A 12,791-nucleotide genomic window follows, 5' to 3' on the forward strand; every position below is an offset into this window, starting at 1 on the left:
ATATATTAACCGATTGAACCTTCCATTTCGAACTTGATCAGGCGGTTCATTTCGACTGCGTATTCCATTGGAAGTTCTTTCGTGAATGGCTCGATGAAGCCCATTACGATCATTTCTGTTGCTTCTTCCTCTGAAATACCACGGCTCATAAGATAGAATAATTGTTCTTCGGATACTTTTGATACCTTCGCTTCGTGTTCTAACGAGATGTTATCGTTAAGAATTTCGTTGTAAGGGATCGTATCAGAAGTTGATTGGTTATCCATGATCAGCGTATCACACTCAATGTTTGAACGTGCGCCTTCCGCTTTACGGCCAAAGTGTACAATTCCACGGTACGTTACTTTACCACCATGCTTGGAGATGGATTTAGAAACGATTGTAGAAGATGTATTTGGAGCCAGGTGAATCATTTTCGCTCCGGCATCCTGATGCTGGCCTTTACCTGCGAGTGCGATGGATAGTGTCATACCACGAGCGCCTTCACCTTTAAGGATAACCGCCGGGTATTTCATCGTTAATTTAGAACCGATGTTTCCATCTACCCATTCCATCGTTGCGTTCGCTTCACATACAGCACGTTTCGTAACCAGGTTGAACACGTTGTTCGCCCAGTTTTGAATCGTCGTATATCGGCAGTACGCATCTTTCTTGATGATGATTTCAACGACTGCAGAGTGAAGTGAATTCGTTGTGTAAACAGGTGCTGTACAACCCTCAACATAGTGAACACTTGCGCCTTCATCCACGATGATCAGTGTACGCTCGAATTGACCCATGTTCTCTGAGTTAATACGGAAATATGCTTGAAGTGGTGTATCCACCTTGATTCCTTTAGGAACATAGATAAAAGATCCACCGGACCATACCGCTGAGTTAAGGGCAGCGAACTTGTTATCCGTTGGAGGAATAACCTTTGCCCAGTGCTCGCGGAAAAGTTCTTCATTCTCTTTAAGAGCAGAATCTGTATCTTTAAAAACGATCCCCATGTCTTCAAGATCCGATTGCATGTTGTGGTATACAACCTCTGACTCATACTGAGCAGAAACTCCTGCAAGATACTTTTGCTCAGCTTCCGGAATACCTAATTTATCAAACGTTTGCTTGATTTCTTCAGGTACTTCATCCCAGCTGCGCTCTGACTTTTCAGAAGGCTTCACATAGTAAGTGATCTCATCAAAGTTCAGTTCCTGCATGTCCCCACCCCATTGAGGCATAGACATATTATAAAAATGCTCAAGTGACTTCAAACGGAAATCAAGCATCCATTGAGGTTCTTCTTTCATGCGGGAGATTTCTTCTACGATTTCGCGCGTCAAACCACGTTTGGAACGGAAAATTGAGACGTCTTTGTCGCTGAATCCATATTTATAATCTCCAATCTCAGGCGCTTTCTTAGCCATGTTGATTCCTCCATTCTTTGGTAGTGCCGAAGGAGAGCATTATTCCTGCTCTTCCTCTGACACTCCTTTTTCCATCGCTTTCCATGCCAATGTCGCACATTTGATACGGGCAGGAAATTTAGCGACTCCTTGTAAAGCTTCAATATCTCCTAAATCCACATCGTCGTCATAGTCATTGCCTTGCATCATATCAGAGAAGATCTTGGAAAGCTTCAATGCTTTCTCAATCTCTTTCCCTTTAACCGCTTGTGTCATCATTGAAGCAGAAGCCATGGAGATCGAACAACCTTCTCCATCGAACTTCGCATCCTGAACGATACCATCTTCCACCTTTAAAGTCAGGTGTATGCGATCTCCACAAGTAGGGTTATTCATATCGATGGTAAAGCTTCCATCTTCTAAAGAACCTTTATTTCGTGGATTCTTATAATGATCCATGATGACTTGTCGATATAACTGATCTAAATTATTAAAAGACATCGCTGAAAAACTCCTTTGTCTTCAATAGGCCTGCAACAAGTTTATCAATATCTTCTTCCGTATTATAGAGGTAGAAGCTGGCACGTGCTGTTGCGGATACGTTCAACCACTTCATCAGAGGTTGTGCACAGTGATGACCCGCGCGAACGGCAATCCCTTCAGCATCAAGTACGGTTGCCACATCATGCGGATGAACATCATCAATGTTAAACGTAACAAGACCTGCGCGTTTTCCGGGATCACTTGGTCCGTAAATTTTCATGCCATCGACTTCATTCATTTTTTCCAATGCATAAGCCGCAAGCTTATGTTCATGTTCTTCAATGTTATGAAGTCCTACTTCTTCAAGGAAATCAATCGCAGCTCCAAGTCCAATGGCACCTGCAATGATCGGTGTACCACCTTCAAACTTCCACGGAAGCTCTTTCCAAGTGGATTCCTGAAGCCCGACAAAGTCGATCATTTCTCCACCGAATTCTACCGGTTCCATTTTGTTCAGGTGTTTTTTCTTACCATAAAGTACTCCGATCCCTGTAGGACCTACCATCTTATGACCTGAAAAGGCAAAGAAATCACAGTCAAGATCTTGAACGTCGACTTTCATATGTGGAGCAGCCTGTGCTCCGTCAACGACCATGACTGCTCCATTTTCATGAGCAATCCTGGTGATTTCTTTAATTGGATTCATTGTACCCAGCACGTTTGAAACCATCATGATCGAAACAATTTTCGTTTGTGATGTGACAGTCGCTCGTACATCTTCAATCGCAATCGTGCCGTCTTCCTGAAGAGGAACATATTTTAATGCAGCTCCGGTTTCTTTGGCTAACTGCTGCCAAGGAATGATATTGCTATGATGCTCCATGTGAGTAATCACAATTTCGTCACCCTCGGTAAGGTTGGCGCGACCGTAGCTTGCTGCAACTGTATTGATTGCTGTTGTCGTCCCACGGGTAAAGATTACTTCTTGAGTCGAGGAAGCGTTAATGAAATTACGGACCTTTTCACGGGCACCTTCATATCCATCTGTCGCTCTCGTCCCAAGAGTATGAACACCCCGGTGAACATTCGAGTTATATCCACGATAATAGTCATTCATCGCTTCGATAACGGAAACCGGTTTTTGCGATGTTGCGGCACTGTCAAGATAAACAAGTGGATGGCCATTTACTTCCTGGTCGAGAATCGGAAATTGTTTACGAATCTCTTTTACATCCATTAGTTTACTTTCCTTTCGATAACCTCAACAAGTTGTTTCTTAACTCCTTCATTCGGCAATTGTTTTACAACAGGAGCCAAGAAGCCATGAATAACCAGACGTTCCGCTTCATGTTGCGGAATTCCACGACTCATTAGGTAGTAAAGTTGCAGCGGATCCACTCGACCTACAGACGCAGCATGTCCTGCCGTTACGTCATCTTCATCGATTAGAAGAATCGGATTCGCATCTCCACGTGCTTTTTCACTCAGCATCAATACGCGGGATTCCTGCTCTGCATTCGACTTAGACGCACCGTGTTCAATTTTACCGATACCATTGAAGATGGAAGATGCTTCGTCTTTCATAACTCCATGCTTAAGGATGTATCCTTCAGAGTTTTTACCGAAGTGAACAACCTTCGTCGTGAAGTTTTGTTTCTGTTTTCCGCGTCCAACGACAACGGTTTTTGTATCACCATATGAGCCATCACCCATAAGATTCGTCACGTTTTCTGAAACGGTGTCTCCATCGTTCATTAATCCAAGAGCCCACTCGATGCGAGCATCTCTTTGTGCGATTCCACGACGGTTAACATACGTTGTTAATCCGCTTGCTAAATTATCCACAGCACCGTATTCCACTTTAGCATTATTGTTTGCCAAAACTTCCGTAACGATGTTGTATACGCCGTCTTCAACATTTGTTGTAGAAATGTAGTTTTCAACATACGTTACAGAGCTGTTGTCTTCAGCCACTACTAATACGTGGTTGAACATCGCTACTTCAGCATTGTCATGAACGTATACCGCTTGAATCGGTTGAGTCAATTCTACATTTTTTGGAATGTAAAGGAACACTCCCCCATTCATCAATGCTGCATGAAGGGCTGTAAGCTTGTGCTCATCCGTTTTCACACCTTCAGTCATGAAGTACTTCTGTACAAGCTCACCGTGGTCTTTAACAGCTGTAAAAATATCCGTAAAAATAACACCATTGTCTTTTAATTCATTTGAAAGAGAAAGAAAAGCAGGTGTATTATTTCGTTGAATATAAAGACTTTGGTCATTGCTTTCTATATCAACTAATTCTTTTGCTTCATCCGGCAGCTCACTCAATGATGAGAACGTATCACTATCCACTGTATGCTTCTGGAATTGAGTAAAATTCCAATTCGTGATTTTCGTTTTATCAGCAACTGGAAGGCTTAGATCCTTTACTTTATCAAAGGCATCTGTGCGAAGGGTTGTTAACCATTCGGGCTCTCCGAGTTGTTTTGAGTAGGAGCTGACATAGTCCTGATCTACTGGTAGTTTCGTTTCTACAGTCATTTTCATCCCCCTAACACTTACGCTTCTTGGCCAACAGTTTCGTCTTTGATTCCTAACTCTTCTTTAATCCAGTCATATCCTTCTGCTTCAAGGCGTTGCGCTAATTCTTCCCCGCCTGATTTCACAATGCGTCCTTGCATCATAACGTGGACATGATCAGGAGTGATGTAGTTAAGAAGACGCTGATAGTGAGTGATGATCAAGCAACCGAAATCCTCACCGCGCATTTTATTGATTCCTTTTGATACAACTTTAAGGGCATCGATATCAAGACCAGAGTCAATCTCGTCAAGGATGGCAATCTTTGGTTGTAACATCATTAATTGAAGGATTTCATTACGCTTCTTCTCTCCACCGGAGAACCCTTCGTTTAAGTAACGCTGTGCCATATCCGGATCCATTTCCAGGTATTCCATTTCAGAATCCATTTTGCGGATGAATTTCATAAGAGAAATCTCTTCGCCTTCTTCGCGACGGCTGTTGATTGCTGAACGTAAGAAGTCTGCATTCGTTACACCGTTGATTTCACTTGGATACTGCATTGCAAGGAATAGACCTACGCGAGCGCGCTCATCCACTTCCATTTCAAGAACATCTTCACCGTCGAAGTGAATGCTTCCTTTTGTCACTTCATACTTTGGATGACCCATAATAGCAGAAGATAAAGTAGATTTACCTGTACCATTTGGTCCCATTACTGCGTGGATTTCTCCACCTTTAATTTCAAGGTTAACCCCTTTCAGGATTTCCTTTCCTTCAATCTCAACATGAAGATCTTTAATTGTTAAAGTAGAACCTGCCATGTGTATTTACCTCCGTGACTTTATAATGAATTTAAGAATTAAATTCTTTAATCATTCTCAATTTATTCTCATTCTAATCTTATAACAAATAAAAGCTATAATCAACTTTTTCAACTATACAGATAGTGTAAACTTGACAAGATAATCCTTTTCTATTGTTAGCTTAAAATAAAGGAAAAATGTAGGGATTTCTTGTCCGGTTTCCTGTCTTGATGAACATACCGCCACTGAAATAAATTAAAGCCTATGAGACCGTCCGCTTTGTTCTTCGGTTATTAAGGCTTGCCGCTAATTGCATAACAATAAAAAAACCAGTGCATCGTCTACACTGGTTTCCTTTTTTCTTCCTTATTATATATTAGAGTGCACCTTACGATCAAGTGCCGCAATCATTCTTCTGCTTTCCTTATATTCCTGCTCTCTTCTTTTCTCTACTTGCATTCTGACATCATGCTTTCGTTTGTACACCTCATAACCAATCCCATGGGCTCCATGCATTGCCTTTTCCATTTCACTTGTGTACGAGATACTCTCAAGAGAGTCGATAATGAATCATTCCTTTCAGGTTTTTAATTACTTTACAACTATACTACCCCCTCTTTCACAAGACAAAACCGGTATAGGCTCATTTTTTCTTAAATTCATCCTTTTCGTCCTGACCTCAAGGGGTTACCATTAAGTTTTCACAAAATTCCGCCATTATACTGCCAATTAATAGCTTACCTGTGGAAAATTATAAGTTCGAGTGAATATTTATTAGATTCTTTCCAAGACTTCGTTTATTATCCATGATACTCAGCTAGTAGTGGTTGATTTCCGCTCCAGGTGCTCGCTTTCCGCGGGGCGTGAGTTGAGCCTCCTCGGGCTTCGCCCTGCGGGGTCTCAACTTTCCCGCTATTCCCGCAGGAGTCGAGCACCTTCCGCTCCAATCAACTTAGTAATTTTAATCCAATATTCTATTTTTTTGAATAAAAATAGCCACTCTAAAACAATCGACCATCTTTCACTTCTAAAACAAAAAAACGGGAAGTGTATCACCTCCCGTTAGTTGCTATTGCTTCAATTGATTCAAATCCTGAATGGATTGCTGTACTAACGTCACAGCCTGACTCATGACCGCTCCGCCGCCAAATGCAGCAGTTACTCCAATTGCTTCAAGGATTTCTTCTTCTGAGCACCCTTGATCAAGGCATCCTTTTGTGTGGTAGATGATACAATATTCATCCTGGGAATAAAGACTGATTCCTAACGCGATCAACTGCTTTTCTTTTTTAGAAAGAACCCCTTCTCTAAAGCAGTGCTCAGTGAACGTATTATACTGTTCGGCCAGTTCAGGCATTTTTTCAGTGAAGATTCCAAGTCCCATTTTATAATCATGAAGGGCAGCTTCTGTTGTATTTCTTGGTTCCATCTGCATTTCAATCAGCTCCATTTCTGAAATAGATTCATCGAAAATAGTATGAACCAATAAGGAAATGATTATGTTAAAAATTTAGGGAAGACCTTGCAATGAAAAAACCCGATTCTGTACATTGACAGAATCGGGTTTGCACACTTTATTCACTTACCGGCACAACGGCTCCATCCCATTCTTCATTAATGAAGTCCTGGATTTCTTTCGAACGCAGTGCTTCCACTAGAGCTTTTACTTCCTCTTTGTTTTCATCACCTTTGTTAACTGCAATCACATTCACATAAGGAGAGTTACTATCTTCAATGGCAATTGAATCTTCAAGAGGTTTCAACCCTGCATCAATGGCATAGTTAGAATTTATGACAACCGCGTCCCCTTCTTCATTTTCATACATTTGTGGGAGAAGAGCTGCTTCGTACTCATAATCAAATTGGAGATTTCTAGGGTTTTCTTTAATGTCTTCAAGTTGGGCTTGCGTATTTTCCACCCCGTCCTTTAACGTGATGAGACCTTTTTTCTCTAACAATGTAAGGATACGTCCATGATCCGATACAGAGTTACTCATTAATATCGTAGCGCCTTCAGGAAGCTCCTCGAGAGATTTGAATTTTTTAGAATAAACACCGATCGGCTCAATATGAATCCCGCCTGCATTGACGAAATCATATTCATTTTCCTTCATTTGCAAATCCATATAAGGTGTGGTCTGGAAATAGTTTGCGTCAATATCTCCATTATCCAGATCTTTATTGGGGAGGATATAGTCTTGATACGTTTCAATTTGCAAGTCGATCCCTTTTTCTTCTAAGACAGGCTTCACTTTTTCAAGGATTTCAGCATGTGGAATATTAGAAGCTCCTACTACCAATTCCTTTTCGTCATTTCCAGAGCCTGAACCGCTCCCACATGCTGCCAAACCAAAAATACTTGTTGCTGCTATAACTCCTGCTACCCATTTTTTCATTTTATTTCTCTCCTTTTATCGTTTATCTAATTTATTTGTAAAGAAATCACCCAGTATCTGTATCGCAAACACAATGAGTAATATCATAATGGTTGCGGCGATCGTCACGTCTTCCCTGCTTCGTTGGAAGCCGTCTAAATAAGCTAAGTTACCAAGTCCGCCTGCTCCGATGACCCCGGCCATTGCCGTGTATCCAACAAGGGCTATGGCTGTCACCGTAATCCCTGAAATCAAAGCCGGCATGGATTCCGGTATGAGTACTTTCCATATAATTGTGCTCGTCTTCGCCCCCATCGCTTTCGCTGCCTCGATGACTCCTTTGTTCACTTCTCTTAAAGCTATTTCTACCATGCGGGCGTAAAATGGAGCAGCTCCGATGATCAGTGCGGGCAGAGCTGCATTCGCTCCGCGGATTGTGTCTAATAAAAACTTGGTGAACGGAATTAACAACACGATCAATATAATGAATGGAATCGATCTGAACACGTTTACGACTGCACTTGTTATCGTATATGTCAGTTTGTTTTCCCATAGGTTTTCCTTAGAAGTGAGGAAGAGTAAAGTCCCAAGGATCATTCCGAGTACAAAGGTAATCAATACTGACATCCCAGTCATATACAGGGTTTCGAAGGTTGCTTCCCACATCTTCTCCCAATCTACATTTGGAAATAAATTTTCAATCATCCTCTCAACACCTCCACTTTAACCAGTTGCGTATGAACAAACGCCAATGCATCTTTAATGGTTTGTTCATCCCCATCAAGGTGAACAAATAACGTTCCATAGGCACCTTTTTGGGTTTGGGAGATTTGTCCTTGCAGGATGTTTACGTCTAAATCAAACTTTCTTATCAGCGTGGTGATGAGCGGCTGCTCAGTTGACTCACCTACAAATGTAAATTTGAGCACTTTTCCATTGGGGTATTGTGTCAGTAAGTGTTCAATGGTTTCACCCGTTTCCTTTACTTCCGATACTTCTCTTACGAAACGCTTTGTCACTTGCTCTTGTGGATTTCGGAACACTTCCAATACATCCCCGAGTTCCACGACTTTTCCCTGTTCCATGACTGCCACACGGTGACAGATCTTCTGGATTACGTGCATTTCATGAGTGATCAGGACAATCGTCAGCCCTAAGCGTTTATTAATATCCACCAATAAATCAAGGATGGAATCGGTTGTTTGTGGATCTAAAGCGGAAGTAGCTTCATCACATAGAAGGACATCGGGATTGTTTGCAAGGGATCTCGCAATCCCCACTCGTTGTTTCTGTCCGCCGCTCAGTTGAGACGGGTAGGCATCTCCTCTGCCTTCCAAGCCTACAAGCTTCAATAATTCATTGGCTCTTTGCACTCTCTCTTTCTTAGATACTCCAGCAATTTCTAATGGGAACTGGATATTTTCTAATACAGTACGAGACCAGAGGAGATTAAAGTGTTGAAAAATCATGCCTATTGACTGTCTTGCTTCCCTCAGCTTTTTCCCCTTTACCTGGGAAACGATTTGACCATTCACGTCCACTATTCCATCTGTAGGAACTTCAAGACCATTAAGCATCCGGATCAGCGTACTCTTACCTGCCCCACTATAACCAATCACTCCAAAAATTTCTCCTTGGGCAATATCAATATTGACCCCATCAACGGCTGAGATCGGACCCGATTTGGATTGATATATTTTCTTCACATCTGAAATGGTAATCATGTTGTATTCCACCTTCTTTCGGAGTAAAACGACCTGTTTAATCAGAATAATAGTTGTACTTGCCTGATGTTTCCTGCTCCTTTTCTGAAGCAATAAAAAATGCCTTCCTGCGATAAGCAGAAAGGCATAATCATATAGGACTATCCTTTCTCTCATCTTTCAAAGCAAATGCTTTGAGTGAATTGGCACCATTTCAATTTTCATTGACGGTTGCCGGGCTTCATAGGGCACGTCCCTCCACCTCTCTAAATAAGAGTAAAGTATATTATTTAATTATTTGGATTAGTTAAAGACTCTGAAAATTTGCTACAAGAGAGATTCTATCACCGGATATAGAGTGTGTCAATTATTTTTTTCTACTTGATGTTTAAACTTCAACCGGCTCTTTTTCTCTGGATCTTGTTAGCCAAAGAACTGACTCCACAAATAATAGCGGACGATATCCTCCCCTTACTTCCAGGGATCCGTCCTCAATCAGTTGAGACAACCGTTCTTCCCCCATAAGAAGAGAAACCACTGTTTCCTCCATTCCTTCAATGACGAAATGAGCATCCCTATCCAATTCATCCAACACTGTGCATCCCTTGCTTGAAATTGAAATACCGTACAAATTTTTTCCACAATCAAACTGAAGAATAAACGGGCTATCTGGAAATAAGAGTCGTAAGTGATACCTTGAATGACATTGATCTACTAATTCCTCTAAATTTATTCGCATGAATACCCTCCCAGTGAAACTTCTATATAATAACAATTCCACTTTTAGGTATTTTCCCCTCTTATACTTTCTCGACATGTTTTGAAGAGAATCATCTAATTTGTCGAACAGTAAGAATTTGGATGATAACCAGTCAAAAAATGATGTCATTCGCAACATTTCCCGAGAAATATGTCTTCGTATGTAGAAAGAAAATCGTTCTATAATTGGATTTCATGAAGAAATAGGTGAATTTAGACAAATAAAAAAGACCTTCTCCCAAAAGGTCTCTTATCCCTCTAGCTATCCGCGGTCTTGTTTAGGGTTTCATATAAAAATGGCACGGATTGAAAGGCATAAATCCTTTCCTGTTCGACGCCATCTTTAAATAAAAGTAGACAGGGTACACTTTCGATGGATTGCTCTTCTGCAAATTGGGGCAAGTAATTCAGGTTGGCCTTCGAAAAATGATAGGATTGTGGAAGCTTCTCCACTACGTCAATCATCTTGCTTGCAACCTGACAGGTACCACACATCGGTGTATATAAATAAACAGCTTCGAACGCATGGTCTTCAATCGATTGTTTTAAAGTTTCGGTACTACTTACCTCAATCAAAACTAGATCATCCTTTTTCCTAGAAATTCTTTATGAACGTCTATATTGGCTCCAATAAGAACTGATGCGAGGTGATACTCCGGAGCTGCGGCCACTTCCTTGTACATTCGATCAATATACAAATGTTCAGCTTCAGGAAACTCACGTTTAAATTGCTTACGTAGTTTTTCACCTGCATCATCAGCATCTACTAATATATAGACATCCCTTTCCAATAAAGCATCAATGAGTTCGTCCATTTTCGTAATGCTAATGGTCCCGTTTGTACAAATAATTTCAATCGGTTCTTTAATGATATCCCTTACTTTTCGTTTATCAGTTGTACCTTCGACAATGATTACTTTTTCGTCAAGTTCCATCATGATCATCACCTTATCTTTCATAAATAAGATTACGATAGTATATTCAAATAACAAGAGATGATGTCCACTTTCTACTTATATTTTCTCATGTTTATAAAAAAAAGTGCAAGTGGTTTGCATAAACCAACTATTTTTTACAAATAGTGCCAGATTCGTAAATGAATCTGGCACCACGAGCATCTCTAACACCAGCCACCCTCATCACAATCTGTGTATCTTGCCTGATCGCCTTCTGTGGATGTGTAGCTTTGATATATTTTATTTTCTTTTGCTTCAAAGTTCGGCTCCATAATTATTCCGTCAAGAGGCAAAGCCATTCTGCCGATTGGCTGATTATCTAAATATAGTTCTACTTCACCATCTTTAAGTTTTCCTGTCACTCTATTGGTTACATCTAATTTCCTAGGCTCAAGTACCATTTGTATTCATCCTCTCTATGTGAAAAAACGTCTACTCATATGGTACCCAAAATAAAAAACAAAACACCTTGAGAAATTCTCAAGGTGCATGGTAGAAATTATCCTTCATTAATCATTTCGTCATACTGTTCAGCTGTCATAAGCTTGTCTACTTCTCCAGCTTCTGTTGGTTCAACAACGATCATCCATGCTTTTTCATAAGGTGATTCGTTCACGAATTCAGGGCTATCCGATAGCTCTTCATTCACTTCTACCACCTTACCAGATACAGGTGCATATAGCTCGGAAACGGTTTTAACCGATTCAACACTACCGAATGGTTCGTCCGCTTTGATCTCATCTCCAACCTCTGGTAACTCAACGAATACGATATCGCCCAGTTCAGATTGTGCAAATGATGTGATTCCTACGCGTACATTTTCCCCTTCAACCTTGACCCACTCATGTTCTTCTGAATAACGAAGTTCTTTCGGTGTACTCATTCTCTATCCCTCCAAATGCTAGTTATACAACCTAATATTGACACACTTTTCATTGAAAAAGCAAGAAAACTAAGCGTGAATAATGAAACTTTTTCATTGTCCATGATTTGGTAATCACAGTCCTCTTTTTACTTCCACGTTTCTTCAAAGGTTTCTTCCTTGAAACCTACTGTCACCTTGTTTCCATCCGTCGTAATCGGACGCTTGATCAGCATCCCGTCTGTGGAAAGGATTTCTAATAATTCCTCATCAGAAGCAGAGTTCACTTTATCCTTCAAGCCTAGTTCACGATACTTTTTACCACTAGTATTGAAGAACTTTTTTAGAGATAAATTACTCTTTTCATATAGGCTTTTGAGCTCGTCTTTTGACGGCGGGTTTTCCACAATATGTATTTCATTCATTGCTATACCTTGATCTTCCAGCCACTTCTTTGCTTTGCGGCATGTACCACACTTGGGATAAGAATAAAAAGTCAATGACATCATTCCACCACCTTTCATTATGATCTGGATGAAGCAAGGCTCCATCCAGCATTCTGTATTGCACGAATCTATCTCTACATTCGACAATATTGATTATTATCCTTCTTTTGTGAAACATTACTCACATTGTTTTTCAACCGTCTCAACCAGTTCCTTTAGAAGGACGGTTGCATTATCCAATTCAAGAGAATAGAAGCGCTGTGTCCCCTTTTGCTCTAATGACACTAATTGCTGATCTCTCAGGATCTTTAAATGGTGAGAAACAGCCGGGCGAGATAATGTTAGATTTTCAGTTATTTGATTGACCGTAAGAGGTTCTTGTTCGGCAAGAAGTAATATTATGTCCTGACGATAAGGATCACTCAGTGCTTGAAATAATGGAATGCAAGCACGAAAGGTATCGATTGCTTTTTGACCCATAGTCTTCTCCCTT

At 40.7% G+C, this 12,791-nt stretch carries 17 protein-coding genes and 1 riboswitch; all 17 genes read right to left on the reverse strand.

Going from position 1 to position 12,791, the window contains the following annotated elements; translation table 11 throughout:
• Positions 1-5: 5 nt before the first annotated feature.
• Positions 6-1,403 (reverse strand): Fe-S cluster assembly protein SufB, encoded by a 1,398-nt coding sequence (sufB, locus tag RSX31_RS14630; protein WP_148970815.1) that lies wholly within the window; start codon positions 1,401-1,403, stop codon positions 6-8.
• A 39-nt stretch (positions 1,404-1,442) separates the two neighbouring features.
• Positions 1,443-1,883, reverse strand: coding sequence for a Fe-S cluster assembly sulfur transfer protein SufU (gene sufU / locus RSX31_RS14635; protein WP_044338168.1), 441 nt, complete (start codon positions 1,881-1,883; stop codon positions 1,443-1,445).
• Entirely contained in the window at positions 1,873-3,102 is a 1,230-nt protein-coding gene (locus tag RSX31_RS14640; RefSeq protein ID WP_315635004.1) for a cysteine desulfurase, read from the reverse strand. Before RSX31_RS14640 ends, sufU begins: the two co-directional genes overlap by 11 nt.
• Positions 3,102-4,412, reverse strand: coding sequence for a Fe-S cluster assembly protein SufD (gene sufD, locus RSX31_RS14645; RefSeq protein ID WP_315635005.1), 1,311 nt, complete (start codon positions 4,410-4,412; stop codon positions 3,102-3,104). Before sufD ends, RSX31_RS14640 begins: the two co-directional genes overlap by 1 nt.
• Before the next feature lie 17 nt (positions 4,413-4,429).
• Entirely contained in the window at positions 4,430-5,215 is a 786-nt protein-coding gene (gene sufC, locus RSX31_RS14650; protein WP_044338171.1) for a Fe-S cluster assembly ATPase SufC, read from the reverse strand.
• Between the two features lie 351 nt (positions 5,216-5,566).
• Positions 5,567-5,713 (reverse strand): hypothetical protein, encoded by a 147-nt coding sequence (locus tag RSX31_RS14655; RefSeq protein ID WP_187443439.1) that lies wholly within the window; start codon positions 5,711-5,713, stop codon positions 5,567-5,569.
• A gap of 553 nt (positions 5,714-6,266) precedes the next feature.
• Entirely contained in the window at positions 6,267-6,632 is a 366-nt protein-coding gene (locus RSX31_RS14660; protein ID WP_079532028.1) for a carboxymuconolactone decarboxylase family protein, read from the reverse strand.
• A gap of 139 nt (positions 6,633-6,771) precedes the next feature.
• Positions 6,772-7,593 (reverse strand): MetQ/NlpA family ABC transporter substrate-binding protein, encoded by an 822-nt coding sequence (locus RSX31_RS14665; RefSeq protein ID WP_282138460.1) that lies wholly within the window; start codon positions 7,591-7,593, stop codon positions 6,772-6,774.
• 15 nt (positions 7,594-7,608) lie between these two features.
• Positions 7,609-8,277, reverse strand: a complete 669-nt coding sequence (locus tag RSX31_RS14670; RefSeq protein WP_315635006.1) for a methionine ABC transporter permease — start codon at positions 8,275-8,277, stop codon at positions 7,609-7,611.
• Positions 8,274-9,296, reverse strand: coding sequence for a methionine ABC transporter ATP-binding protein (locus RSX31_RS14675; protein WP_315635007.1), 1,023 nt, complete (start codon positions 9,294-9,296; stop codon positions 8,274-8,276). Before RSX31_RS14675 ends, RSX31_RS14670 begins: the two co-directional genes overlap by 4 nt.
• Before the next feature lie 149 nt (positions 9,297-9,445).
• Positions 9,446-9,552: riboswitch (SAM riboswitch) on the reverse strand.
• Between the two features lie 111 nt (positions 9,553-9,663).
• Positions 9,664-10,014 carry an SCP2 sterol-binding domain-containing protein gene (locus RSX31_RS14680; RefSeq protein ID WP_282138463.1) on the reverse strand — a complete coding sequence of 117 codons (351 nt, stop codon included), beginning with the start codon at positions 10,012-10,014 and terminating at the stop codon, positions 9,664-9,666.
• Positions 10,015-10,292: 278 nt separating this feature from the next.
• The gene (locus tag RSX31_RS14685) at positions 10,293-10,607 is read right to left on the reverse strand and encodes a thioredoxin family protein (protein ID WP_282138664.1); all 315 of its coding nucleotides are present in this window, start codon (positions 10,605-10,607) and stop codon (positions 10,293-10,295) included.
• A gap of 5 nt (positions 10,608-10,612) precedes the next feature.
• Positions 10,613-10,972 carry a toprim domain-containing protein gene (locus RSX31_RS14690; protein WP_148970066.1) on the reverse strand — a complete coding sequence of 120 codons (360 nt, stop codon included), beginning with the start codon at positions 10,970-10,972 and terminating at the stop codon, positions 10,613-10,615.
• Between the two features lie 182 nt (positions 10,973-11,154).
• On the reverse strand, positions 11,155-11,391 hold the full coding sequence (locus tag RSX31_RS14695) for a YusG family protein (RefSeq protein WP_315635010.1): 237 nt from the start codon (positions 11,389-11,391) through the stop codon (positions 11,155-11,157).
• Between the two features lie 98 nt (positions 11,392-11,489).
• Positions 11,490-11,873, reverse strand: a complete 384-nt coding sequence (gcvH, locus tag RSX31_RS14700) for a glycine cleavage system protein GcvH (RefSeq protein ID WP_148970068.1) — start codon at positions 11,871-11,873, stop codon at positions 11,490-11,492.
• Positions 11,874-12,001: 128 nt separating this feature from the next.
• Positions 12,002-12,358: an arsenate reductase family protein gene (locus RSX31_RS14705; RefSeq protein WP_148970348.1), complete on the reverse strand. Its 357-nt coding sequence runs from the start codon at positions 12,356-12,358 to the stop codon at positions 12,002-12,004.
• A 117-nt stretch (positions 12,359-12,475) separates the two neighbouring features.
• A complete protein-coding gene (locus RSX31_RS14710; protein WP_044338179.1) occupies positions 12,476-12,778 on the reverse strand; it encodes an ArsR/SmtB family transcription factor in 303 nt (100 codons plus the stop codon).
• Between the last annotated feature and the right edge of the window lie 13 nt (positions 12,779-12,791).

Source organism: Rossellomorea yichunensis (assembly GCF_032337515.1).
GTDB classification, from domain to species: domain Bacteria; phylum Bacillota; class Bacilli; order Bacillales; family Bacillaceae_B; genus Rossellomorea; species Rossellomorea yichunensis.

Coding starts and splice junctions, on each gene's coding strand:
- sufB (WP_148970815.1), bottom strand. CDS start 1,403: ATGGCTAAGAAAGCGCCTGAGATTGGAGATTATAAATATGGATTCAGC.
- sufU (WP_044338168.1), bottom strand. CDS start 1,883: ATGTCTTTTAATAATTTAGATCAGTTATATCGACAAGTCATCATGGAT.
- RSX31_RS14640 (WP_315635004.1), bottom strand. CDS start 3,102: ATGGATGTAAAAGAGATTCGTAAACAATTTCCGATTCTCGACCAGGAA.
- sufD (WP_315635005.1), bottom strand. CDS start 4,412: ATGACTGTAGAAACGAAACTACCAGTAGATCAGGACTATGTCAGCTCC.
- sufC (WP_044338171.1), bottom strand. CDS start 5,215: ATGGCAGGTTCTACTTTAACAATTAAAGATCTTCATGTTGAGATTGAA.
- RSX31_RS14655 (WP_187443439.1), bottom strand. CDS start 5,713: ATGCATGGAGCCCATGGGATTGGTTATGAGGTGTACAAACGAAAGCAT.
- RSX31_RS14660 (WP_079532028.1), bottom strand. CDS start 6,632: ATGCAGATGGAACCAAGAAATACAACAGAAGCTGCCCTTCATGATTAT.
- RSX31_RS14665 (WP_282138460.1), bottom strand. CDS start 7,593: ATGAAAAAATGGGTAGCAGGAGTTATAGCAGCAACAAGTATTTTTGGT.
- RSX31_RS14670 (WP_315635006.1), bottom strand. CDS start 8,277: ATGATTGAAAATTTATTTCCAAATGTAGATTGGGAGAAGATGTGGGAA.
- RSX31_RS14675 (WP_315635007.1), bottom strand. CDS start 9,296: ATGATTACCATTTCAGATGTGAAGAAAATATATCAATCCAAATCGGGT.
- RSX31_RS14680 (WP_282138463.1), bottom strand. CDS start 10,014: ATGCGAATAAATTTAGAGGAATTAGTAGATCAATGTCATTCAAGGTAT.
- RSX31_RS14690 (WP_148970066.1), bottom strand. CDS start 10,972: ATGATGGAACTTGACGAAAAAGTAATCATTGTCGAAGGTACAACTGAT.
- RSX31_RS14695 (WP_315635010.1), bottom strand. CDS start 11,391: ATGGTACTTGAGCCTAGGAAATTAGATGTAACCAATAGAGTGACAGGA.
- gcvH (WP_148970068.1), bottom strand. CDS start 11,873: ATGAGTACACCGAAAGAACTTCGTTATTCAGAAGAACATGAGTGGGTC.
- RSX31_RS14705 (WP_148970348.1), bottom strand. CDS start 12,358: ATGTCATTGACTTTTTATTCTTATCCCAAGTGTGGTACATGCCGCAAA.
- RSX31_RS14710 (WP_044338179.1), bottom strand. CDS start 12,778: ATGGGTCAAAAAGCAATCGATACCTTTCGTGCTTGCATTCCATTATTT.